We start from the raw sequence: 23,019 nt of genomic DNA on the forward strand, positions 1-23,019 counted from the left end.
GCACCATGAGCAACTACGATACCAACGAAATTCAGAAGCTCGATACCGCGCACTACATGCACCCGTTCACCGACCACAAGGCGCTTGGTGAAAAGGGCGTGCGCGTGATGGTGCGCGGCGAGGGCATCTATCTGTGGGATTCGGAAGGCAAGAAGATCATCGACGGCATGTCCGGCTTGTGGTGCGTGAACGTGGGCTATGGCCGCACCAGCATTTCGGAGGCGGTGTACCAGCAGATGGAGACGCTGCCGTTTTATAACAGCTTCTTCAACACCACCAATGTACCGGCGGTGCAGTTGGCCACCAAGCTGGCGCAGATTTCGCCGCCGCAGTTCAAGCACGTGTACTTCACAGGCTCCGGCTCAGAAGGCAACGACACCAATGTGCGCATGGTGCGCCGTTATTGGGACGTGTTGGGCTACAAGGATAGGCATACTATCATCAGCCGTCACAACGCTTACCACGGCAGCACCATGGCCGGCGCGTCGCTGGGCGGTATGTCGGGCATGCACGAGCAAGGCGGCTTGCCGATTCCGGGCATTGTGCATATCGGCCAGCCGAATTATCTGGAATCCGGCAAGGGCATGACGGAAGAGGAATTCGGCATCGAGGCTGCGTCTTGGCTGGAGAAGAAGATTCTGGAAGTCGGCGCGGAGAAGGTGGCGGCGTTTATCGGCGAGCCGATTCAAGGCGCGGGCGGCGTGATTATTCCGCCTTCCACTTACTGGCCGGAGATCCAGCGCATTTGCGACAAGTACGGCATCCTGCTGATTGCGGATGAAGTGATCTGCGGCTTTGGCCGCGTGGGCCGCTGGTTTGCGTCCGAACTGTTTGGCATCAAGCCGGATTTGATTACGTTCGCCAAGGGCGTGACTTCGGGCTATGTACCGCTGGGCGGCGTGCTGGTTGGCGACCGCGTGGCCAAGGTGCTGATCGAGCAGGGTGGCGAATTCAATCACGGCTTCACGTATTCCGGCCATCCGGTGGCGTGTGCGGCGGCGCTGGAAAATATCCGCATCATCGAAGATGAAAAACTGATCCAGCGCGTGGCCGAGGAAACCGGGCCTTATCTGAAAAAGCGCTTTGCCGAACTGGCGGATCATCCGCTGGTTGGCTACGCCAATAGCTGCGGCTTTGTGGCCGGCCTCAATCTGGTGCGCAGCAAGGGCGCGACGGTGCACGATAACGTGGCCTTTGATGAATCGCTGGCGGTTGGCATGGTCTGCCGCGGCTATATGTTCAACAACGGGATGATTATGCGCGCCGTTGGCGACCGCATGATTATCGCGCCGCCGCTGGTGCTGACCACGGCGCAGATTGACGAGATGCTGGCGCTGATCCGTCACTGCCTTGATCTGACGTACGCCGATGTAAAAGAACGCGGCTGGGTGTAAGGAGAATCCAAATGGCGACATGGCATGAGAAAGCGGCCGCGCTCAAACCGGACGGCCGCGCCTTCATCGGCGGTGAGCGGGTGTGGGCGAAGTCGGAGCAGCAGTTTGAGAATCTTTCGCCCATCGATGGGCGCAAGCTTGGCATGGTGGCGCGCTGCGATAGCGTGGACGTGGACATCGCGGTAGCTGCGGCGCGCGCGGCGTTTGAAGATGGCCGCTGGTCGGGAAAGTCGCCGGCGCAGCGCAAGCGCGTGCTGATCAAGTTCGCGGACTTGATGCAGAATTACGGGCAGGAACTGGCGCTGCTGGAAACGCTGGATATGGGTAAGCCGATCAAATACAGTCAGGCGGTGGATGTTGGCGGCGCGGCCAACTGCATCCGCTGGTACGGCGAGGCTATCGACAAGATTTACGATGAAATCGCGCCGACGCCAGCCAACAGCCTTGCACTGATTACGCGCGAACCGGTGGGCGTGGTGGCGGCCATCGTGCCGTGGAATTATCCGATGCTGATGGCGTCCTGGAAGATCGCGCCGGCGCTGGCGGCGGGGAATAGCGTGGTGCTCAAACCATCCGAGAAATCGCCGCTGACGGCGCTGCGGCTGGCGGAGATCGCGCTGGAAGCAGGCGTGCCGCCGGGCGTGTTCAATGTGTTGCCAGGTTACGGCGCGGAGGCTGGCGCCGCGCTGGCGCTGCACATGGACGTCGATTGCATTGGCTTTACCGGCTCCACGCGCGTCGGCAAGCAGATCATGCAGATGGCGGGGCAGTCCAATCTCAAGCGCGCGTGGACGGAGTTGGGCGGCAAGTCGGCCAACATCGTGTGCGCGGATTGCCCGGACTTGGATGCGGCGGTGGAGGCGGCGATAGGCTCCATCTTTTTCAATCAGGGCGAGAGCTGCAATGCGCCTTCGCGCTTGTTCGTGGAAGCGTCGATCAAGGATCGCTTTATCGAGAAGGCGCTAGCCAAGGTGCCGGACTACGCTCCCGGCGATCCGCTGGATAGCAATACGGTGATGGGCGCGATTGTCGATGCCACGCAGTTGAAGACGGTGATGGGCTACATCGAATCCGGCCATGTAGACGGCGCGCGCTTGCTGGCGGGCGGTAAGCAGGTGCGTACTGAAACCGGCGGCTACTACGTTGAGCCGACCGTGTTCGATCAGGTCAACAGCAGCATGACGATTGCGCGCGAAGAGATCTTCGGGCCGGTGCTGTCGGTGTTGAGTTTCACCGATGTGCAGGACGCGGTGCGGCAAGCGAACGATACGCCTTATGGCCTGCATGCCGCCGTGTGGACGGCGGATTTGAGCAAAGCGATTCAGACCTCGCGTGCTTTGCGCGCTGGGACTGTGCATGTGAACCAGTACGATGGCGACGACATCACGGTGCCGTTTGGCGGCTACAAGCAGTCCGGCAATGGCCGCGACAAGTCGCTGCACGCATTCGACAAATACACGGAATTGAAAACCACATGGATACAGGTAGGTTAGAAGAGTTACAGGGCGAGCTGGCGGCACAAGGCGTGCGTTACGTGTTTGCGCAGTTCACCGACATCCATGGCGCGGCCAAGGGCAAGCTGGTACCGCTGGCGCATCTCGGCGACATCGTGGCGCCGGGTGCGGGATTTTCCGGGCCGTCGATTTGGGGCACGGGCCTGCCGCGCAATGGCCCGCGCTCGGAGTACTACGGCCGTGCCGATTTGACGACCTTGCAGCCGATGCCTTGGCTGCCTGGCTATGCGCGCGTGGTGCTGGATGGCCATGTGGCCGGTGTGCCGTTCGAGGCTTGCCCACGCCAGGTGCTGCGCACGCAGGTCGCTCGCCTCGCTGCACGCGGCTGGACTTTGCATGCCGGCCTTGAGCCCGAATTCTTTTTGCTGCAAAAAGGCGTTAATGGCTACGATGCAGAAGCGGCTGATACGCTGGAGAAGCCGTCCTACGATACAAGAAGCCTGCTGCGCCGCCGTTCCTTCCTCGACAAGCTGACTACCTCGCTCAACGAGTGCGGCCTTGGCGTCTACCAAATCGACCACGAAGATGCGACCGGCCAGTTTGAAGTGAACTACCACTACGCCGATGCCTTGCGCGCGGCGGATAACTTCATGCTGTTCAAGATGGCAGCGCATCACATTGCGGAAGAGGAGGGCATGCTGTTCTCGATGATGCCGAAGCCGTTCGCGGAGCGGCCGGGCAGCGGCTTGCATTTTCATTTGTCGCTGTCGGATTCGAATGGCAATGCGGTGGCGGCGATTGGTGAGCATTTCCTCGGCGGCTTGCTGCACCATGCGCCTGCGCTGACGGCGCTGTGCGCGCCGACCGTCAATTCGTACAAGCGCTTGATGTGCGGCGAGGCGTTGTCTGGCACTAGCTGGGCGCCGGCGTTTATCGGTCATGGCGATAACAATCGCACCGTGGTCGCGCGTACCGTGCACCAGCGGGTTGAGTGGCGCTTGCCGGATAGTTCGGCTAATCCCTACCTGGCGCTGGCAGGCGTGATTGCAGCGGGCTTGGATGGTGTTGATCGTCAGCTCGATCCCGGCAAGCCGGTGAATCAAGATGTCTACGAAATGAGCGCCGCAGAACGCGCGGCGCTAGGACTGAAGCTGCTGCCGCAAAATCTAGGCGCAGCGGCAGAGGCACTAAGGGAAGACACCGTGCTGGCCGAAGCACTAGGCAGCGCCATCGTCGAAGAATTCGTCGCACTAAAAAGCGCCGAATGGATCGAATACAGCCAGCACGTCAGCGCATGGGAAACCACGCGCTATCTGCAGCGTTTCTGATTGCGATGGCCGCTTCGTGGAGTTGACGTTGCCTGGATTTGAAAGCATGCGGCACTACCCCAACCCGCACACCGCTGCGGCCAGGGTCTGACCCCGTACGGGGTCAGACCCTTTCGTTCGGGGTGCTTTTAAAGGTACGTTGTGGAACGCTGGTGGCTGGGATACGCCACCCCTTAGAAGCAGTGCTCCAGCGCCGGGAAGCTGCCATTCTTGACTGCAGTGACGTAGGCGGTGATGGCGGCGTCGATGCTGGTTTGGCCTTCCATGAAGTTTTTCACGAAGCGCGCTTTGCGGCCCGGGAAGACGCCCAGCAGGTCGTGCATCACCAGCACCTGGCCGGAGCAGTCCGGGCCTGCGCCGATGCCAATCGTCGGTATCGACAGCATGTCGGTCACTTCTTTACCCAAGGCCGAAGGAATCGCCTCCAGCACCACCAGCGAGGCGCCGGCGGCTTGGACTTTCAGTGCGTCTGCTTTCAGCAGGTCGGCGCTTTCGGTGGTTTTGCCCTGCACCTTGTAGCCGCCCAGCTGGTGCACCGATTGCGGCGTCAGGCCCAAGTGCGCGCACACTGGCACGCCGCGCTCGGTCAGGAATTTGATGGTGTCGGCCAGCCATGCTCCGCCCTCGATCTTGACCATGTGCGCGCCCGCTTGCATCGCCAGCACGGCGTTGGCATAGGCGGTTTCCGGCGTGCCGTAGGCGCCGAACGGCAGGTCGGCTACGATCATCGCGTTCTTCGTTCCACGCGCCACGGAGGCGGTGTGGTAGACGATGTCGTTGACGGTGACCGGCAGCGTCGATTGATGGCCGGCGCATACCATGCCCAGCGAATCGCCGATCAGCAGGATCTCAACGCCGCAGCGATCCATCAGCGAGGCGAAGCTGGCGTCGTAGCAGGTCAGCATGGTGATTTTTTCGCCGGCGTTGCGCAGCGTCGCCAGGGTGTTGACGGTGACGGCTTTCGATACGACCGCTTTGGCCGGTGCAGGTGCGTTGGCGTCGGCGGGCTTTTGGCCCGCGGCCAGTTCGTTGCCTTGCAGGTATCCAGACATGGTAAATCCTTTGCTTATTAAATCGGGCTGATGCCCTGGTCGGCCACTCCGGCGGCATATTGCGCCGCCGCTCCGTGGCCGGGGATATGAATCGATGGCGCCAGTTCCAGCAGCGGCACCAGCACGAACGCGCGTTCGGTCATGCGCGGGTGCGGCACGCTCAGCGTGGGGCTGTTGATGGTGGCGTCGCCATACAGTAGCAGATCGAGATCGAGCGTGCGCGGGGCGTTGCGATACGGCCGTTCGCGACCATGCGCCTGCTCGATCGCTTGCAGCGCTTGCAGCAGCGCTTCCGCATCCAGGGTGGTGGCGATGCGGGCGACGGCGTTGATGTAGTCGTCGCCGCTGGAGTCGATCGGCGCGGTGCGGTACAGGCTTGATGCGGCCATCAGAGTGCAGGCGGGCTGGCGCTGCAGGCGTTCCAGTGCGTCCAGCACATTGGCGCGCGCGTCGCCCAAGTTGGCGCCGATGCCGATGTAGGCGATGGTGAAGGCAAATGGCGCCCGCTCATCCTGCGGCGTTGCGGGCGCGAGGCCCGCTGTTATTGCGGTGTTCATGATGCGATCAGGCGTGCTTAGTCGCCGCCGCCGTCGTGCGATGGCGCGGAGCCGCCGGCATCGGAGCCGCCGCCTTCACCGCCACGGCCACCGCCGCTGCGATTACGGCCGCCGCGACGCGGGCCGCGCTTGCGTTTCGTACCGCCGCCATTGCCGCCGCCCGATGGCTGGCTGGCCGAGGAAATCAGATCTTCGCGCGAGGCTTCGTCACTCTCGTAGAAGGCGGTCCACCATTCGCCGATTTCGGCGTCAATCTCGCCCGAGGCGCAGCGCAGCAGCAGGAAGTCGTAGCCGGCGCGGAAGCGCTGGTGTTCCAGCAGCTTGTGCGGCGCCTTGCCGGTGCGGCGCTCGAAGCGCGGCTGCATGGCCCAGATGTCGCGCATGTCGGAGCCGATCTTGCGCTGCAAGGCCAGCTTCTCGGTCTGCGAGTCGAGTACGTCGTCGGCGGCCAGGTGCAGCGCCGGGATGGTTTGCTCGCCCGCAGCGCGGTAGGCTTCCCACTTCTCCAGCACTTGATGCCACAGCAGCGACGCAAACAGGAAGCCAGGCGAGACGGTCTTGCCAGCATGGATGCGGGCATCGGTCGATTCCAGCGCCAGCGTCACGAACTTGAAGCCCAGCGGCTGTTCCAGCACCACGTCCAGCAGCGGCAGCAGGCCGTGATGCAGGCCTTCCTTGCGCAGTTGCTGCAAGCAGGCCAGCGCGTGGCCGCTCATCAGGAGCTTGAGCATTTCGTCGAACACGCGCGCGGCCGGTACGTTGTTGATCAGCGGCGCCATCACCTTGATCGGCGCGCCGGTTTCCGGCTCGATCGAGAATTTCAGCTTGGCGGCAAAGCGCACCACGCGCAGCATGCGCACCGGGTCTTCGCGGTAGCGTGCTTCCGGCACGCCGATGATGCGCAGCGTCTTGGCGCGGATGTCTTCAATACCGCCGTGGTAGTCCAGCACCTGCTGGTTGGCAGGGTTGTAGTACATGGCGTTGATGGTGAAGTCGCGGCGCTCCGCGTCTTCCGCCTGCGAACCGAAGGTGTTGTCGCGCAGGACGCGGCCATGTTCATCTTTCGGCGCGTTGGCCGAGGTGGTGCCGCGGAAGGTGGTCACTTCCAGCAGGTCGTTGCCGAACATGACGTGCACGATCTGGAAGCGCTTGCCGATGATGAAGGCGCGGCGGAACAGGCGCTTCACTTGTTCCGGCGTGGCGTTGGTGGCGATGTCGAAGTCTTTCGGCTTCACGCCCAGCAGCAGGTCGCGCACGGCGCCGCCGACCACGAAGGCTTCGTAGCCGGCTTCCTGCAAGGTGCTGGTGACGCGGACGGCGTTATTCGACAGCAGGCGCGGATCGATGCCGTGGGCTTCAGGGCCCAGCACCACCGGCGTGTTCGCGTCGCGGGCCGCTTTACTCTTGGTGCCGAGGATTTTGCGGATCAGTTTCTTAATCATTGAATAGGTCAATCAAAGGCCAGCCATGTGCGGCGGCGTGCGTTTTCAGTTTCTCATTGGGGTTGGTCGCCACCGGATGGCTGACGATGGACATCAGCGGCAGGTCGTTGTGCGAGTCGCTGTAGAAGTGGACGGTGCCAAAGTCTTCCAGCGTTTTCCCCATTTTTTCCAGCCACGCCTTGGTGTGGACGATTTTACCCGGGCCCTGGGTCGGCGTGCCTAGCAGCTTGCCGGTCAGGTTGCCCTCGGCGTCGACTTCCGGCATCGCCGCGATCAGGTGCTCCACGCCCAGCGCTTTGGCAATCGGCGCGGTCACGAAGTGGTTGGTGGCGGTGACGATGGCAACCAGGTCGCCGGCGTCAAAGTGCTTTTGCAGCAGGGCGCGCGCCGATGGGCGCAGCGCCGGAACCACCACTTCGGCCATGTACTGCGCGTGCATTTCATCCAGCTTGGCGCGCGGGAAAGCGGCCAAGGTACCCAGCGTGAACTCGAGGTATTCTACCGGATCGAGCGTGCCGGCCTGGTATTGGGCGAAGAATTCGCGGTTGCGGCGGTCGTATTCGACGGCGTCGACGGCGCCGATACGTACCAGGAACTGGCCCCATTCGAAGTCGGAGTCGATCGGCAGCAGGGTGTGGTCAAGGTCAAAAAGCGCCAGGTTCATTCGATTCATCATTCTTTCGCTTCCGCCTGCAGCCACTCGCGCAGCAGCGGCAGAGTGATAGGGCGTTGGGTTTCAAGGGAATACTGGTCCAGCGAATCGAGGATGGTCGATAGCGACCGCATGTCGCGCTGGAAGTGGGACAGCAGGTAGGGTATCACGCCTGCCGACAGCGTCAAACCGCGTGCCGCTGCGGCGGCGGCCAGGGCGGCGCTCTTTTCGTCGTCGGTCAGGCCGTGGATCTGGTAGATCAAGCCCCAGCCCATGCGCGTGCGCAGGTCTTCGCGCACTGGCAGCACGGCCGGCGCCACGTTGCCGCTGCAAACCATGAAGGCATTGTTGGCGCGGATTTCGTTAAACAGGGCGAAGGCGTCGATCTGCGCCAGCGGCGACAGCTTCTCGCAGTCGTCCAGCAGGTACAGGTCCACCTCCGGCGAATACACGAACTCGGATTCGATCGAGAACGGCGAGATATAGCGCGCGCGCAGCTGCTCTTCCTCGCTGCCGGCGCTGGCCAGCGCCTTGAGCAAGTGCGATTTGCCGACGCCGACCGCGCCCCACAGGTAGGCGAAATGTTCGCGCGACGTGCGGCTGGCGAATTGCTTCATCAGCGCTGCCGCTTCGGCATTCTGGCCTACCTCGAAGGATGCGAGGCTGTGCGTGGGTTCCGCGCCTAAATCGAGCACCAGCTGCTTCATGGCGTTCGTCCTGTAGTCTTTTGCATAACGTTTTTGTGTTTCACATCATGCATTATAAAAGCTGCTGCTTAGATAGTGGCGGCGCAGGTGTTTAAAGGCCACCATCAGCACCGCCGACGCGGGCAATGCCAGCAGCACGCCGACAAAGCCGAACAGCTGGCCGAAGGCCAATAAGGCGAAGATCACGGCCAGCGGATTGAGGCCGATGCGCTCGCCAACGAGGCGCGGCGTCAGGAAGAAGCCTTCCAGCACCTGGCCGAAACCGTAGATCACGGCTACCGCGATCAAGCCGCTAAAGTCGGTAAATTGCAGCACCGCCGAAATCAGCGCCAGCACCAGCCCCAGGCCGAAGCCCAGGTAGGGAATGAACACCAGCAGGCCGGTGATGATCCCGACCGGCAGCGCCACGTCGAAACCGGCAATCGCCAGCGCCGCCGAGTAGTAGATCGCCAGCACCAGCATCACCAGCAGCTGGCCGCGCAGGTACTGGGCCAGCAGGGTGTCGACCTCGTTGGCCATGCCCATCGTCGCTTCGATGTAGCGGCGCGGGATGGCGCCGGCGATGCGGGCCAGCATGGCGTGCCAGTCCAGCAGCAGATAGAACAGCACCACCGGGATCAGTACCACGGTGGCCAGCCAGCCCAGCACCGCGGTGCCGCCGATACGGGCGGAATTGAGCACGGCCGACCAGATGGCGTCGCCGGAAGCGGCCATCTGTTCCGAGGCCAACTGCTTGATGCCGGCGCTGTCGATGCGCACTTTGACGCCCAGCTCTTGCAGCTTGGGGCCGAGCAGGTCGTTGGCCTTGGCCAGGAAGGCCGGGATTTGCGCTTGCAGCAGCGGGATTTCCTTTTGCAGCACCGGCACCACGATCAGCACCAGCGCGGTAATCGCGCTGAAGAACAGCGTCACCACGATCAGCACCGACAGCGCGCGCGGCATGCCGAAGCGGCGGCCGAAGCGGATGCGGTCGAGCCGGTCAACGCCGGGATTGAGCGCGTAGGCGAAGATGGCGGCGGCCAGGAACGGCGTCAGCACCGGGCCCAGCGTCACCAGCAGGAAGAAGAATGCCGCCCACACCGCCAACCAGAATGCCGTTTGCTTTTGCTCTACCGTGAGGGGAAATGGCATGGAGGATGTATTTGATGGTTAAAAAGGCGGTTGGACGGGGCAATTTTGATAAAATAGCGGATTGACCGGGTTTTATTGCATATTTTCGTGCGATTTTGTCACGAAATCGGTCTCCGCCTTCTATTTTACCGCCTCCGCTGCGAAATACACCATGAGCCAAACTACTAATGTTTCCCTGTCCTACCGTGACGCCGGCGTCGATATCGACGCAGGTGATGCTTTAGTCGAAGCAATCAAGCCGTACGCCAAGCGCACCATGCGCGAAGGCGTGCTGGCTGGCTTGGGCGGTTTCGGTGCGATGTTCGAGATCAGCAAAAAGTACAAGGAGCCGGTACTGGTGTCCGGCACCGACGGCGTGGGTACCAAGCTGAAGCTGGCGTTTGAGCTGAACCGCCACGACACCGTCGGTATCGACCTGGTGGCGATGAGCGTGAACGACATCCTGGTGCAGGGCGCCGAGCCGCTGTTCTTCCTCGACTACTTCGCTTGCGGCAAGCTGGACGTGGCGACCGCCTCGAACGTGATCAAGGGCATCGCCCAGGGCTGCGAGCAAGCCGGCTGCGCGCTGATCGGCGGCGAAACCGCTGAAATGCCATCGATGTACCCGGACGGCGAGTACGACCTGGCCGGTTTCGCGGTGGGCGCGGTGGAAAAATCGAAAATCATCGACGGCACCAAGATTGCGCCGGGCGACGTGATCCTGGGCCTGGCCTCGTCGGGCGTGCACTCGAACGGCTACTCGCTGGTGCGCAAGATCATTGAAGTGTCGAAGCCGGATCTGGAAGGCGACTTCCACGGCCGCAAGCTGTCGGACGTGCTGATGGCGCCAACCCGCATCTACGTCAAGCCGCTGCTGGCGCTGATGGAAGCGATCGAAGTCAAAGGCATGGTGCACATCACCGGCGGCGGCCTGGTGGAAAACATCCCGCGCGTATTGCAGCCTGGCCTGGTGGCCGAGCTGGACTCGAAGTCGTGGACGCTGCCACCGCTGTTCCAGTGGCTGCAACAGCACGGCGGCGTGGCCGACGCTGAAATGCACCGCGTGTTCAACTGCGGCATCGGCATGACCGTGATCGTGTCGGCGGAAAACGCTGCCGCCGCCAAGGCCCAGCTGGAAGCGGCCGGCGAAACCGTCTACACCATCGGCAAAATCCGCGCCCGCGTGGGTGACGAGCACCAGACCATCGTCGTGTAACCGTCTTGTAACTTAGCGCGGCGTAAAAGAAAAGCGGACTAGATAGTCCGCTTTTTTTATTTGCGATCAGCAGGAGGAGGTGGTGGTGGGCCGCCTTCCGGCCATGCCGCCAGCACGTCGCCCATTTTCTTGCAGGTGCCTTTGACGGTTTCGTCGCGGCGGCCTTTGAATTCGACTTTGGCGCCTTCGGCTTTGCCTTTGCAGGCGGCGACGGCTTCCGGTGGTGGGCCCGGCGGCGGGCCGTCAGGACGCGAACCATTTTGCGCCGAGGCGCTCAAGGTGCAGCCAGCCAGCGCCGCACCCACCATCCAATGCTTGAATACCTTCATGAAAACTCCCGATCACAATGAGCTGTCATTATCATGCGGGAGTCTGTTAGCTACGGTCAAGGCGCTGTAAAGGCCGGTAAATTAGCGCTTGAGGATTTTTTCGACTGGGGCCGGGCGCAGGCGGAAGGCGTCGGGGAGGCCGGAGCCGAGCAGGGGCCGTAGGTACATGCGGAAGGCGTCGGTGACGTCGGTGCCGTTGGCGCTGATGAACTCGTCTTCCATGACGCGGGTTTTGCCGGCCACGGCGCTCAAGGGCAGTAGCTCGTAATCAACCGAGTAGAAGCCGGTGCGCTTGATGGCGACCGAGCCGTCTTTGCCTCCCCACATGGCGAACTGCACCGCCTTCTCGCCAACCTCGCGCGCCTCACGCTGGTCGACGTCCGACACGCAGCCGATGAAGGAGCGCTGCAAATAGCCAAAGGTATCGCCGCGCACGCGCTTGATGCCAAGCTTGGCCTTGATTTCATCGCACAGCAAATCAGCCAGCGCGCCGGTGCCCGACAGTTGCACGTTGCCGTGGGCGTCGCGCTCAACTTCTTTCGCCAGCAGCGAGGCAATCGCTGCGCCGTTCGCATCGTGGATGCCTTCCGAGACGGCAATCACGCAGCGGCCGTAGCGCTCGTACGTGGCCTTGACGTCGGCCAGGAATTGTTCAAGCGAGAACACGCGCTCGGGCAGATAGATCAGGTGCGGGCCGTCGTCCGGGAATTTCTTGCCCAGCGCGGCGGCGGCCGTCAGGAAGCCGGCGTGCCGGCCCATCACCACGCCCACGTACACGCCCGGCAGCGAGGCGTTGTCGAGGTTGGCGCCGGCAAACGCTTGCGCCACGAAACGCGCGGCCGAGGGGAAGCCCGGCGTGTGGTCGTTGCCGACCAGGTCGTTATCGATGGTCTTGGGAATGTGCATGCAGCGCAGCGCGTAGCTGGCCGCCTGCGCCTGCTCGCTGACGATGCGCACGGTGTCCGAGGAGTCGTTGCCGCCGATGTAGTAGAACTGCTCGATCTGGTGCGCTTGCAGCACTTTGAAGATTTCCTTGCAGTAGGCTTCGTCGGGCTTGTCGCGGGTCGAACCGAGCGCCGAGGAGGGCGTGGCCGCCACCAGTTCGAGGTTGTGGCTGGTCTCGCGCGTGAGGTCGACCAAGTCTTCGTTGACGATGCCGCGCACGCCGTGCAGCGCGCCGTACACCCGCGTCACCTCGCGGAAGCGGCGCGCCTCCAGCACCACGCCCGCCAGCGACTGGTTGATGACGGCGGTCGGCCCGCCTCCCTGTGCGACCAGAATTTTTCCCGACGACATGCTCGCTCCTCCGTGTAGTTTTTAGAAAGGCTTGCTGCACCGAGACTATAGCGCGAACTTCAGGGCGTGCCGATATTCTTCTGCAGGAAGCGCTCGACCCGGCCCCAGAAGTCGATGCGGTTTTCCGGCAGGCGCCAGCCGTGGCCTTCTTTCTCGTAGACGATCCACTCGACGTTCGGGTTGACGGCCTTGACCGCGCTGAGGAATTTTTCGCCGTGATAGATCGGCACCCGCTGGTCGTCGCCGCCGTAGGCCATCAGCAGCGGCTGCTTTATGCGGGCCGCCTGTTCCAGCGGCGAGGTGGCCTTCAACTGTGCCGCATCCTTCACCGGGTCGCCGATCATCACCGGCATGCCCATGGCTTTCCAGCGGTCGCTGAGGTCGGATTTGGCGCTCCACGCGCCGGTGTACATCAGGTTGATGTCGGTGACACCGACCCAGTTGATGCCGCACTTGTACAGGTCGGGATCGTTCACCAGGCCCATCAAGGTGGCATAGCCGCCGTAGCTGGCGCCGGCAATGCAGATGCGCTTGCTGTCGGCATAGCCCTGCGCGATGGCCCAGCGGGCGCCGTCGGCAATATCGTCCTGCATCTTCAGGCCCCACTGCTTCCAGCCGGCGCGGAAGTGCTTCCAGCCATAGCCGGTGCTGCCGCGATAAGCCGGTTCCAGCACCATGTAGCCGCGCGAGGCGAGGAATTGGGCGTCGGCGTTCCAGCCCCAGTCAGTGCCGTGGACGTAGGGGCCGCCGTGCACCAGCACCACCAACGGCAGGTTTTTCCTCGGCGCACCGCGCGGGTAGGTGATCACAGCCGGGATGCTTAAACCGTCGCGCGCCTTGTACCGCACCAGTTCCTGCCGGCCCATTTGCGCGGACTGGATGGCGTTGCGGCTCGCGCTGACTTTGGTCAGCTTGCCGTTCTCGGTGTTGTACAACAGGTGCACCAGCGGCTGCACGTCGGAGTAGCTGCTGACCAGCACCCACGGCACTGCCGGCCGGCGCGGCAGGGTGATCACGTTGACCAGCCCCGGCAGCAGCTGGTCGACCTTGTCTTGCAGCGCCTTGCTCTTGGCGTCCAGCCAGGCCACGCCATGTACATCGGCGCTATAGCGCACGCCCACCAGCTTGTTGTCGCGCACGATCAGGCTGTCGTCGTCGCCGCCGCCGAAGTCCGGCAGGAAATCGTAGTCATCCATGCCGACCAGCGGCTCGGCGGCGGTCTGCTGCTTGGCCGTGTCATAGCGGTACAGCGCGGTCTTGTCGCTGTGACGGCGTGCCGACACGTATAGCGTGCCATCCGGGCCGAAGCCGACCGGATTAAAGGTGGTGGTGCCGTAGAGTTCGCTTTCGAGCAGCTTGTTCCAGCTCTCGCCCTCGCGCAGGTAGACCACGTGGCGGTTGCCGATATCGTTGTAGGCCAGGCGCGGCTCGCCCTCCTGATCCAGCAGGAAGCCGCTGGCTTGGCCGGGACTGCTGGCGGTGACGGCGCGGCCGGTCACGGTGTTCAGGCGCAGCAGCACGTGGTTGGTGACTTCCGTGTAGGCGGCGTTGTACATGGTCTTGACCACGTAGACCTCGTCGCTATCCTGCTTGCCCGGCTGGCCGAGCAGGAAGTGGTTCCAGTCCAGCACGCGGTCATTATGGTAGAAGCCGACATTGGTGAGTTGGCGGTAGCCGGTGCCGTCGCGGTTGACGGCGTACAGGCCCGGCGCCAGGCGCTCGTCGCTGAAGCTCACCTTGCTGTCAGTGGTATTGAACACCAGCCGCTGGTCGTTGACCCAGTCGAAGTAGCCGACGTCGGCATCTTCGAACATGGCCACCACCTTCACGCTCATGTCCTCAAGGTTGACCACGGACAGCCGGTAGCGCTGGCCCGGCTGGGACACCAGGGTGGCGAGGTAGCGGCCGCTCGGCGACAGCTTGGGCGTGCTGAAGCTGCTGTTTTCAAAGAAGGCGCTGGCCGGCGGCAGGGCGGCCGCCCGCACGGCCGCCAGCGGCCATGCGCAAGCCAGTAATAGCGCGCCGGTGCGCAGCAGGCGGGAAGGCATCATGGCGCGGACGCTCCGATATTTTTATCGAGGAATTTTTCCACCTTGCCCCAGAAGTCGATGCGGTTTTGCGGCAAGTACCAGCCGTGGCCTTCGTCGGCATAGAAGATCCATTCCACCGCCGCATTATTTTTGCTGACCGCATCTTTGAAGGCCGTGCCGTGGATGATGGGCACGGTCTGGTCGGCGCCGCCGTGCGCCAGCAGCAGCGGCTGCTTGATGCGGGCGGCCTGCTGCAGCGGCGAGGTGGCTGCCAGCTGCGCTGCGTCGCCGCCGATCAGCACCGGGAAGCCGTAGCGCTGGTAGGTGCCGCCGCTCGACCAGGTCGACTCCGCGCTCCAATGGCCGTTCTTCAGGATATTCAGGTCGGTCACGCCGGCCCAGGCCACGCCGCATTTGTACAGGTCGGGATCGTTCACCAGGCCCATCAGCGTGGCATAGCCGCCGTAGCTGGCGCCGGCGATGCAGATGCGCTTGCTGTCTGCAATGCCCTGGCCGATGGCCCAGCGCGTGCCGTCGGCGACATCGTCCTGCATCTTCAAGCCCCATTGCTTCCAGCCGGCGCGGAACAGCTGGCTGCCATAGCCGGTGCTGCCGCGGAATTCCGGCTGCAGCACGGCATAGCCGCGCGAGGCCAGGAACTGGCGCTGCGCTTCCCAGTCCCAGCCCACCCCGCGCACCCACGGGCCGCCGTGGACCAGCACCACCATCGGCAGCTTCTTGCCGTTGCCGGCTTTGGGCGTGGTCAGGTAGGCCGGGATCTCCATGCCGTCGCGCGCCTTGTAGCGCACCATGGTGGTCGACGACATGCTCTCCGGCGCAATTGCCGGGTGCGAGGCGCCCAGCATGCTCAGGCTGCGCGTTTCGGTGTTGTAGATGCGGTAGATGGCCGGCTGCACATCCGAGCTGGAGGTCACCAGCACATAGGGCGCGGTCGGCCGCAGCGCGGTGCTGATGATATTGTTGGTGGCCGGCAGCAGCGCATCGACCGCCTGCTGCACTTCCTTCATTTTGGCGTCCACCCACCAGCTGCCTTTGGCGTCGACCTCGTAGTGATAGCCCTGTACCTTGTTCTGGTCGTACTCTATGCTGCCACGGAAGTCATAGCCTGGCAGGCTGATGGCCGGCTTCTCGCTGAGCTTGCGGTTGGCGATGTCGTAGGTGTACAGCGCATCGGCGCCTTGCAGGTTGGCGCGCACATACAGCGTGCCATCCGGGCTGAAGGTCACCGGATCAAATGCTTCCTTGGTGCTGGGATACAAGGCAAAGCTGGCCAGCTGGGTCCAGGGCTGGTCTTCCTGCTGGCGGTGGAAAATGACTTGCTGGTTATCGCGGTACGCCACCGTGATGCGCGGCGTGCCCTGGCGGTCCACCACCCAGTCGAAAGTATCGGCCGGATGGCCATAGGTCTTGTACTTGCCGGTGACCGTGTTCAGGCGCAGCAGGGCGATCTGGTTCATCCAGCCGGTGCCGCCGTACTCGTATTGCGTGACCAGGACGTCGTCGCTGTCGAGGTTGCCGATGCCCTCATGGATGAAGGTATTCCACGGCAGCAGCTTGTCGTTGAATTTGGTGATGCCGTCATTGTAGTTGCTGTCGCGCCGCACCAGCTGGCGCAGGCCGCTGCCGTCGCTGTTGACCGCCCACAGGCCGCCGCCCCAGCGGGTGTCGCCTTGCGGCGTGCCAAGGTCGGCCACGTCGAACACCAGGCGATGGTCGTTGACCCAGTGATAGCTGCTGATGTCGGCGTCGTCGAACGCGGCCACCACCTTGGTCTTGCGGCTGGCCGCATCGGTCACGGCCAGCCGCACGCGCCCGGTCTTGCCGGCTACTTTGATGGCGATCTGCCTGGCGTCCGGGGACAGACGCGGGGTGCTGAAGCTGGCGTTCTCAAAAAATGCGGCCACCGGAATGGCGCCGGGCGCGGTCACGGCAGTTTGTGCGGCGGCCGGCAATGCTGCCAGCGCGCCCAGTACGGCAATGGTAATGCTCAGTTTCATTTTGGAGATCCTATGTTTTTATCCAGGAATTTTTCAACGCGGCCCCAGAAGTCGATGCGATTTTTCGGCAAGGCCCAGCCGTGGCCTTCCTCGCTGTACTCGATCCACTCGACTTTGGGATTGCTGGTTTTGACGGCGTCATACAGCTTGAGGCCGTGGTTGATCGGCACCCGCATGTCGGCGCCGCCGTAGGCCAGCAGCAGCGGCTGCGTGATGCGGTTGGCCTGCAGCAGCGGCGAGGTGGCTTTCAATTGCTCGGCGTCCTTGACCTGGTCGCCGATCAGCACCGGCATGCCGTACTGTTTCCAGTCGCTCGACAAATCCGAGCTGTAGAACCAGCCACCGTCGTACATCAGGTTGATGTCGCTGACGCCGACCCAGTTGATGCCGCATTTGTACAAGTCCGGGTCTTTGATCAAGCCCATCAGCGTGGCATAGCCGCCGTAGCTGGCGCCGGCAATGCAGATGCGCTGGCTGTCGGCGTAGCCCTGGGCGATGGCCCAGCGCGCGCCGTCGGCGATGTCGTCCTGCATTTTCAAGCCCCATTGCTTCCAGCCGGCGCGGAACAGCTGCCAGCCGTAGCCGGTGCTGCCGCGGAATTCCGGCTCCAGCACGGCGTAGCCGCGCGAGGCAAGGAACTCGGCGTCGGGGCGCCAGTCCCAGCTGCCGCCGCGCACCCACGGGCCGCCGTGCACCAGTACCACCAGCGGCAGGTTTTTCTGTGCGCCGTCTGGCGGCAAGGTCAGCCAGGCAGGAATTTGCAAGCCGTCGCGCGCCTTGTAGTAGTACAGCTCGCACGGGCCCATGTCGGCCGCCTTGATTTGCGCGGCAACCCGGCCCACCTCGCTCAGGCGCTTGGTTTCGGTGTTGTAGACCAGGTAGCGGCGCGGCTGTTTGTCGGAATACGATTCCACCAGCACCCACGCGCTTTCCGGTCGGGTGGGCGGGGTGATCAGGTTGGCCGTGCCCGGCAGGCGGCCATCGATCAGCTTTTGCAGTGCTTGCATGGCCGGATCGAACCAGACCGTGCCCTCGGCGTCGCTATGGATGCGCACGCCCAGCAGGCGCTGCTTGCTGATGATCAGCTTGCCCCGGAAGTCGAAGCCGTCCAGCTCCACCATGTGCTGCTTGGGCAGCTGGTTGTTTTTCAAGTCGTAGCGGTACAGCGCGCTCTGGTCGCGGCCGGCGTTGCTGATCACGTACAGCGCGCCGTCCGGGCCAAACGCCAGCGGCGAGAAACTGTTGGCGCTGCCTTTGTAGGCGTCAAAGCTGATCAGCGTGCGCCATTGCTGGGTGGCGGGATCGAGGTAGAGCAGGCTCTCGATATTCTTGTCCAGTGTCGTGATCAGGCGCGGCTCGCCGTTTTGATCGAGCAGCCACGAGCGCGCCGTGCCGGGATGGTCCACCGGCACCGCCTTGCCGTTGCGGGTGTTCAGGCGCAGCAGGTCTTCGCTGTTGCCGGACTCCTTGCTGTAGCCGGCATCGGCCACGTAGACGTAGTCGCTGTCCTGGGCGCCGGCTTGATCCAGCATGAAGGTGTGCCACGGCAGCAGGTCGCGGTTGTCGTCGCTGGAGCGCAGGAATTCGTTGCGGCGCAGCGCCAGTTGACGGTAGTGCTTGCCGTCGCGGTCGACCACGTACAGGCCGGGTGCGTAGCGCAGGTCGCGCTGGCCGCGCGTCTTGTCGGTGGTGCTGAACATCAGGCGCTCGTTGTTGACCCACTGCGCGCGGCCGATGTCGGTATCGGAAAACTGCGCCACCATGGTGGCTTTCAGGGTGTCCAGCTCGACCACGGCGAGGCCGTCGCGCTTGTCGTTGGCGCCGATGAAGGCGGCCAGGTAGCGGCCATCCGGCGACAGCATGGCGCCGTTAAACGGGGAGTTATCAAAGAAGGCGGAAATCGGCGGCGCTGCGGCATGGACTGGCGCAGCGGCCGCCGCCAGCAGCAGGGCTGCCAGCAGCGTACGGCTAAAACTCAATGTGTTGCTCCGATATTTTTATCCAGGAATTTTTCAACCCGGCCCCACCAGTCGATGCGGTTTTTCGGCAGTTTCCAGCCGTGGCCTTCTTCCTCGTACTCCACCCACTCGACGTTCGGGTTGGTTTGCTTGACGGCCTTGTAGAACTTGGTGCCGTGCGGCAGCGGCACGCGCATGTCGGCGGTGCCGTAGGCCATCAGCAGCGGCTGCCTGATGCGGGCTGCTTGTTCCAGCGGCGAGGTGGCTTTCAATTGCGCCGCGTCCTTGACCTGGTCGCCCACCAGCTGCGGCATGCCGAATTGCTTGTAGCCGTCCGGCATGTCGGACAGGAAGTTCCAGCTGCCGTCGTACATCAGGTTGATGTCGGTGACGCCGGCCCACTCGATGCCGCATTTGTACAGATCGGGATCGTTGATCAGGCCCATCAGCGTGGCGTAGCCGCCGTAGCTGGCGCCGGCAATGCAGATGCGCTTGGCGTCGGCATAGCCCTGGGCGATGGCCCAGCGCGTGCCGTCGGCAATATCGTCCTGCATCTTCAAGCCCCATTGCTTCCAGCCGGCGACGAAATGCCTGGCGCCGAAGCCGGTGCTGCCGCGGAATTCCGGTTCCAGCACCGCGTAGCCGCGCGAGGCGAGGAACTGTGCCTGCGCATCCCAGCCCCAGCTGCTGCCGCGCAGGTACGGGCCGCCATGCACCAGCACCACCATCGGCAAGTTCTTGCTGCCGTTGCGCGGCAGGGTCAGCCATGCTGGAATGCTGAGGCCGTCGCGCGCCTTGTAGCGCACCATATTGGTTTGCGCCATGGCGTTGGGCGAGATGGCCGGATGCGATTCGCCAACCACGGTCAGCTTCCTGGTCTCGCTGTTGTACAGCATGATGCGCTTGGGCCAGATGTCGGCGTAGGCCGTCACCAGCACCCACGGCGACTCGCGCCGCTTCGGCAAGGTTAGCAAGTTGACCGTATTGGGCAGCATCTTGTCGATCTCGTTCTGCATGGCTTGCATGGCCGGATCAAGCCAGGTGGTGGACAGTGCATCGGTCAGGTGGCGTATGCCGATCAGCTTGTGCTGATCCATGATCAGCTGGCCGCTGAAGTCAAAGCCGTCCAGCTTGACCAGCGGCTTGTCGGACAGCTTGCCGCTGTTGATATCGTAGGTGTAGACCGCCGACACGTCGCTGTGATGCCAGGACACCACGTACAGCGTGCCGTCCGGGCCGAAGGCCAGCGGGCGGAAGCTGGCGCCCTTGCCGGTATAGCTGTCGAAGTCGCCCAGCTTGCGCCATTCCTTGCTGGCCGGGTCGCGGTAGTACATGCTGCTGGTGCCCTTGTCCCTGACGATGGTGAGGCGCGGCTCGCCCTTGAAGTCCAGCATCCAGAAGGTGCTGTCGCCGGGACGGTCGATGACGCCGGCGGTGCGGCCAGTGACGGTATTCAGGCGCACCAGGTTGATGTGGTTCAGTTGGCCCGGGCCGCTGAGGTCGCGGTCTTGCACGTAGATGTAATCGGAATCCTGCGCGCCTTCCTCGTCCATCAGGTAGGTGTGCCACGGCAGCAGTTCGCGCACGCCGAGGGTGCTGCCGCTGGTGATGAAGGGCTTGCCGTTGCGCATGGCCAGCTGGCGGAAGCCGGTGCCGTCGCGGTTGATCGCGTACAGGCCGGGCGCATAGCGCATGTCGCCCTGCGCCAAGTCCTTGTCGGTGGCGGTGAACACCAGGCGGTTATCGTTGACCCAGGCGTATTTGCCTATGTCGGCGTCGGAGAAATTGCCGACCACCTTGACCGCGTTGGTGTCCAGCTCAACCACGCCCAGCATGTCGCGCTTGTCCTTGCGGCCCAGCCGCACGGCCAGGTACTTGCCGCTGGGCGAGAGCAAGGCGTCGCTGAATTCCGGGTTGTTGAAGAAGTCGGCAATGGTCGGCCGGGGCGGTGCGGGCTCGGCGGCCAATGCGTGGCCGCCAAGGAAGGCGCCGGCCAATGCCGCGGCGCGCAGGAAAGGAGTGAAGCGCATATGCATGGTTGCGAAATCGGTAACCAATGCACAATAGCATCAAGTTATCAAATCCGCCACAAGCAAAGTGTATTTTATCGTTCTGGTGCGCGGATGTAATCGACCAGAGCCACAGTCTGCCGGCCGGGGGGCGGCGTCAGCAGGCTGACGGCGATGATGGTCAGCAGGCCGGCCGGCACGCCGAAGATGCCGGCCGAAATCGGCGCGATGTGGAACCACTGGTTGGCCGCGCTGCCGCCCAGGATGGGATTGGTGTGCAGCATGTAGTACAGGCAAACCAGGAAGCCAACCGTCATGCCGGCAATCGCACCCTGGTGGTTGGCGCGCTTCCAGAAAACGCCCAGCACCAGCGCCGGGAACAGCGTCGAGCCGGCCAGCGAGAAGGCCGCACCGACCAGCGACAGGATGTCGCCCGGCTTGGTGGAGGCTGCGTAGGCGGCAATGAAGGCCACCGCCAGCAACAGCAGCTTGGAAATGGTCACGCGCTTTTGCGTGGAAGCGCTGCGGTCGACCAGCTTGTAGTAGACGTCGTGCGACAGCGCGTTGGAGATAGCCAGCAGCAGGCCGTCCGCCGTCGACAGCGCCGCAGCCAGGCCGCCGGCCGCCACCAGCCCGGAGATCACGTAAGGCAGGCCGGCAATTTCCGGCGTGGCCAGCACCAGCACGTCGGCGTCGATGGTGATTTCGGCCAGCTGCACCACGCCGTCGCGGTTGATGTCGCTGATGCTGAACAGCGGGTTGAGCTTGTCGACATTGGCCCAGTACGAGACCCAGTTCGGTAAGTGAGTGTAGTCGAGGCCGACCAGCGAGTTGTAGATGTCGTACTTGACCAGCACCGCCAGCGCCGGGATGGTCAGGTAGATCAGCAGGATGAAGAACAGCGTCCAGAACACCGACACCCGCGTCTCATGCACGGACGGTGTGGTATAGGAGCGCATCAGGATGTGCGGCAGCGCGGCTGTGCCCAGCATCAGGCAAAACACCAGCGCCAGGAAGTTGTTGCGCTTGGTGTCCGAGGTTGCCTTGTCGCCGGGGTAGGGCGTGGCGTGCGGCGTGATCGGTTCGGCGTGCAGCAGGTTTTGCTCGCGCGCCTCGGTCCACATGCGCTCGGCCTCATCGGCGTTTTTGGGATAGGCCACCAGCTCGCGCTCGGCGCTGCGGATTTCCAGCAGCGAGGCGTTGCGGGCCTTGACGCTGTCCAGCTTGCGCTGGGCGTCGGTGCGGCCGGCTTCCCACGAGGCCGGCAGGGTCTTGAGGCGCGCTTCGTAATCGGCGGCGCGCTGGCGGTAGATGGCGCGTACCTCGGCTTCTTTAGGATCTTCTTGCAGCACGTGTTCGCGCGCGCTCAGTTTGGGCAGCAGCTTGCCGTAGGCAACTTGCGGAATCGGGTTGTCCGAGTGCTTGGCCGACAGCCACATGGCTGGAATCAGGAACGCCACCAGGATGATGATGTACTGCGCCACCTGCGTCCAGGTAATGGCGCGCATGCCGCCGAGGAAGGAGCACACCAGGATACTGGCCAGGCCGAGGAAGATGCCGACCGAGAAATCTACGCCGGTAAAGCGCGAGGCGATCAGGCCCACGGCGTAAATCTGCGCCACCACGTAGATGAAGGAGACGGTGATGGTGGCCGCCACCGCGAGGATGCGCACGGCGCGGCCGCCGCCGTGGTCGGCCTGCTCGGCGCCGCCGTAGCGCTCGGCCAGGAAGTCGGGGATGGTGTACTGGGCGAACTTGCGCAAGTAGGGCGCGATCAGCAGCGCGACCAGGCAGTAGCCGCCGGTCCAGCCCATGATGTAGGCGAGGCCATCAAAGCCGTGCAGGTACAGCCCGCCCGCCAGGCTGATGAAGCTGGCGGCCGAGATCCAGTCGGCCGCCGTGGCCATGCCATTGAACATGGCCGGCACGCGCCGCCCGGCCACATAGTATTCCAGCACGTTGGAAGTACGGCTGATGACGCCGATCAGCGCGTACAGCACGATGGTGGCAAACATGAACAGGTAGCCGATCCATACGCGCGGCATGCCTTCCTGCTCCAGCGCGGCCAGCGCGATCAGGAAACAGGCGAAGCCGGCGGCGAACAGGCTGTAGTAATAGCGCAGGCGCTGGAAGAAGGTGCGGGCGGGCTTCAAGCGGATTCCTTGTCGAGCTTGCGCATGCGCCACGCGTAGAAGGCCAGGATGGCGAGGTAGACCAGCGATGCGCCCTGCGCCGCCAGGTAGAAGGACAGCGGCCAGCCGAATACGCTGAGGCCGGCCAGCTCGCGCGCGAAGAAGGCGGCGCAGAAGCCGGTGAGCAGCCACAGCGTCAGCAGCAGCGCGGTCAGGCGGCGTGCGCGTTGCCAGTGCGCGGTGCGTGACAGGCGCTGCGAGGGCACGGCGCTGGCCTGGTTGCTGGCCGTCGCGGGCCCGGCAATGGGGGGCGTGGCGGCGGCGCCCGGGCCGTG

General features: G+C 63.6%; 18 protein-coding genes. 4 read left to right on the forward strand and 14 right to left on the reverse strand.

The annotated features are described in order from the left end of the window. Positions 1-5: 5 nt before the first annotated feature. Genes GTP45_RS24025 through glnT form a run of 3 tightly spaced genes read left to right on the forward strand, consistent with a single transcriptional unit; the run spans position 6 to position 4,176 of the window. Positions 6-1,394, forward strand: a complete 1,389-nt coding sequence (locus tag GTP45_RS24025; RefSeq protein WP_161016396.1) for an aspartate aminotransferase family protein — start codon at positions 6-8, stop codon at positions 1,392-1,394. 11 nt (positions 1,395-1,405) lie between these two features. Then, entirely contained in the window at positions 1,406-2,887 is a 1,482-nt protein-coding gene (locus tag GTP45_RS24030) for an aldehyde dehydrogenase (protein WP_166454727.1), read from the forward strand. Then, a complete protein-coding gene (gene glnT / locus GTP45_RS24035) occupies positions 2,869-4,176 on the forward strand; it encodes a type III glutamate--ammonia ligase (protein ID WP_161016397.1) in 1,308 nt (435 codons plus the stop codon). Before GTP45_RS24030 ends, glnT begins: the two co-directional genes overlap by 19 nt. Positions 4,177-4,349: 173 nt before the next feature. On the opposite strand, the gene panB is transcribed toward glnT, so the two are convergent. From panB to GTP45_RS24065, 6 genes are read right to left on the reverse strand one after another with little or no spacing between them, the layout of a single operon-like run. Further along, positions 4,350-5,228: a 3-methyl-2-oxobutanoate hydroxymethyltransferase gene (gene panB / locus GTP45_RS24040; protein ID WP_174821677.1), complete on the reverse strand. Its 879-nt coding sequence runs from the start codon at positions 5,226-5,228 to the stop codon at positions 4,350-4,352. 17 nt (positions 5,229-5,245) lie between these two features. Next, complete coding sequence (folK, locus tag GTP45_RS24045; protein WP_161016398.1) at positions 5,246-5,785, reverse strand: 2-amino-4-hydroxy-6-hydroxymethyldihydropteridine diphosphokinase; 540 nt, start codon at positions 5,783-5,785, stop codon at positions 5,246-5,248. 17 nt (positions 5,786-5,802) lie between these two features. Further along, complete coding sequence (gene pcnB / locus GTP45_RS24050) at positions 5,803-7,227, reverse strand: polynucleotide adenylyltransferase PcnB (RefSeq protein ID WP_161016399.1); 1,425 nt, start codon at positions 7,225-7,227, stop codon at positions 5,803-5,805. Further along, positions 7,220-7,891 (reverse strand): histidinol-phosphatase, encoded by a 672-nt coding sequence (locus GTP45_RS24055; protein WP_161016400.1) that lies wholly within the window; start codon positions 7,889-7,891, stop codon positions 7,220-7,222. The genes pcnB and GTP45_RS24055 overlap by 8 nt, the downstream gene beginning before the upstream one ends. A gap of 8 nt (positions 7,892-7,899) precedes the next feature. Continuing rightward, on the reverse strand, positions 7,900-8,586 hold the full coding sequence (hda, locus tag GTP45_RS24060) for a DnaA regulatory inactivator Hda (RefSeq protein ID WP_161016401.1): 687 nt from the start codon (positions 8,584-8,586) through the stop codon (positions 7,900-7,902). Positions 8,587-8,631: 45 nt separating this feature from the next. After that, on the reverse strand, positions 8,632-9,717 hold the full coding sequence (locus GTP45_RS24065) for an AI-2E family transporter (protein WP_161016402.1): 1,086 nt from the start codon (positions 9,715-9,717) through the stop codon (positions 8,632-8,634). Between the two features lie 151 nt (positions 9,718-9,868). Here GTP45_RS24065 and purM point away from each other — a divergent pair, with 151 nt between their 5' ends. Further along, a complete protein-coding gene (purM, locus tag GTP45_RS24070; RefSeq protein ID WP_161016403.1) occupies positions 9,869-10,912 on the forward strand; it encodes a phosphoribosylformylglycinamidine cyclo-ligase in 1,044 nt (347 codons plus the stop codon). A gap of 56 nt (positions 10,913-10,968) precedes the next feature. On the opposite strand, the gene GTP45_RS24075 is transcribed toward purM, so the two are convergent. The 8 genes from GTP45_RS24075 to GTP45_RS24110 all read right to left on the reverse strand — a co-directional run bounded on the left by GTP45_RS24075 (position 10,969) and on the right by GTP45_RS24110 (position 22,950). Continuing rightward, complete coding sequence (locus GTP45_RS24075; protein ID WP_161016404.1) at positions 10,969-11,241, reverse strand: hypothetical protein; 273 nt, start codon at positions 11,239-11,241, stop codon at positions 10,969-10,971. Positions 11,242-11,322: 81 nt separating this feature from the next. Then, a complete protein-coding gene (locus tag GTP45_RS24080) occupies positions 11,323-12,537 on the reverse strand; it encodes a 6-phosphofructokinase (protein WP_161016405.1) in 1,215 nt (404 codons plus the stop codon). A gap of 59 nt (positions 12,538-12,596) precedes the next feature. Next, positions 12,597-14,588, reverse strand: a complete 1,992-nt coding sequence (locus GTP45_RS24085; protein ID WP_229258607.1) for a S9 family peptidase — start codon at positions 14,586-14,588, stop codon at positions 12,597-12,599. Then, a complete protein-coding gene (locus GTP45_RS24090; protein ID WP_161016406.1) occupies positions 14,585-16,585 on the reverse strand; it encodes an alpha/beta hydrolase family protein in 2,001 nt (666 codons plus the stop codon). Before GTP45_RS24090 ends, GTP45_RS24085 begins: the two co-directional genes overlap by 4 nt. Continuing rightward, positions 16,582-18,564 carry an alpha/beta hydrolase family protein gene (locus GTP45_RS24095; protein WP_229258608.1) on the reverse strand — a complete coding sequence of 661 codons (1,983 nt, stop codon included), beginning with the start codon at positions 18,562-18,564 and terminating at the stop codon, positions 16,582-16,584. The genes GTP45_RS24090 and GTP45_RS24095 overlap by 4 nt, the downstream gene beginning before the upstream one ends. Beyond that, entirely contained in the window at positions 18,561-20,573 is a 2,013-nt protein-coding gene (locus GTP45_RS24100; protein ID WP_229258609.1) for an alpha/beta hydrolase family protein, read from the reverse strand. Before GTP45_RS24100 ends, GTP45_RS24095 begins: the two co-directional genes overlap by 4 nt. A 74-nt stretch (positions 20,574-20,647) precedes the next feature. Beyond that, positions 20,648-22,705, reverse strand: coding sequence for a sodium:solute symporter family protein (locus GTP45_RS24105; protein ID WP_161016408.1), 2,058 nt, complete (start codon positions 22,703-22,705; stop codon positions 20,648-20,650). Continuing rightward, on the reverse strand, positions 22,702-22,950 hold the full coding sequence (locus tag GTP45_RS24110; protein ID WP_371874509.1) for a DUF4212 domain-containing protein: 249 nt from the start codon (positions 22,948-22,950) through the stop codon (positions 22,702-22,704). The genes GTP45_RS24105 and GTP45_RS24110 overlap by 4 nt, the downstream gene beginning before the upstream one ends. Between the last annotated feature and the right edge of the window lie 69 nt (positions 22,951-23,019).

This window comes from Duganella rivi (genome assembly GCF_009857435.1).
In the GTDB taxonomy this organism is placed as follows: Bacteria; Pseudomonadota; Gammaproteobacteria; order Burkholderiales; family Burkholderiaceae_D; genus Rugamonas; species Rugamonas rivi.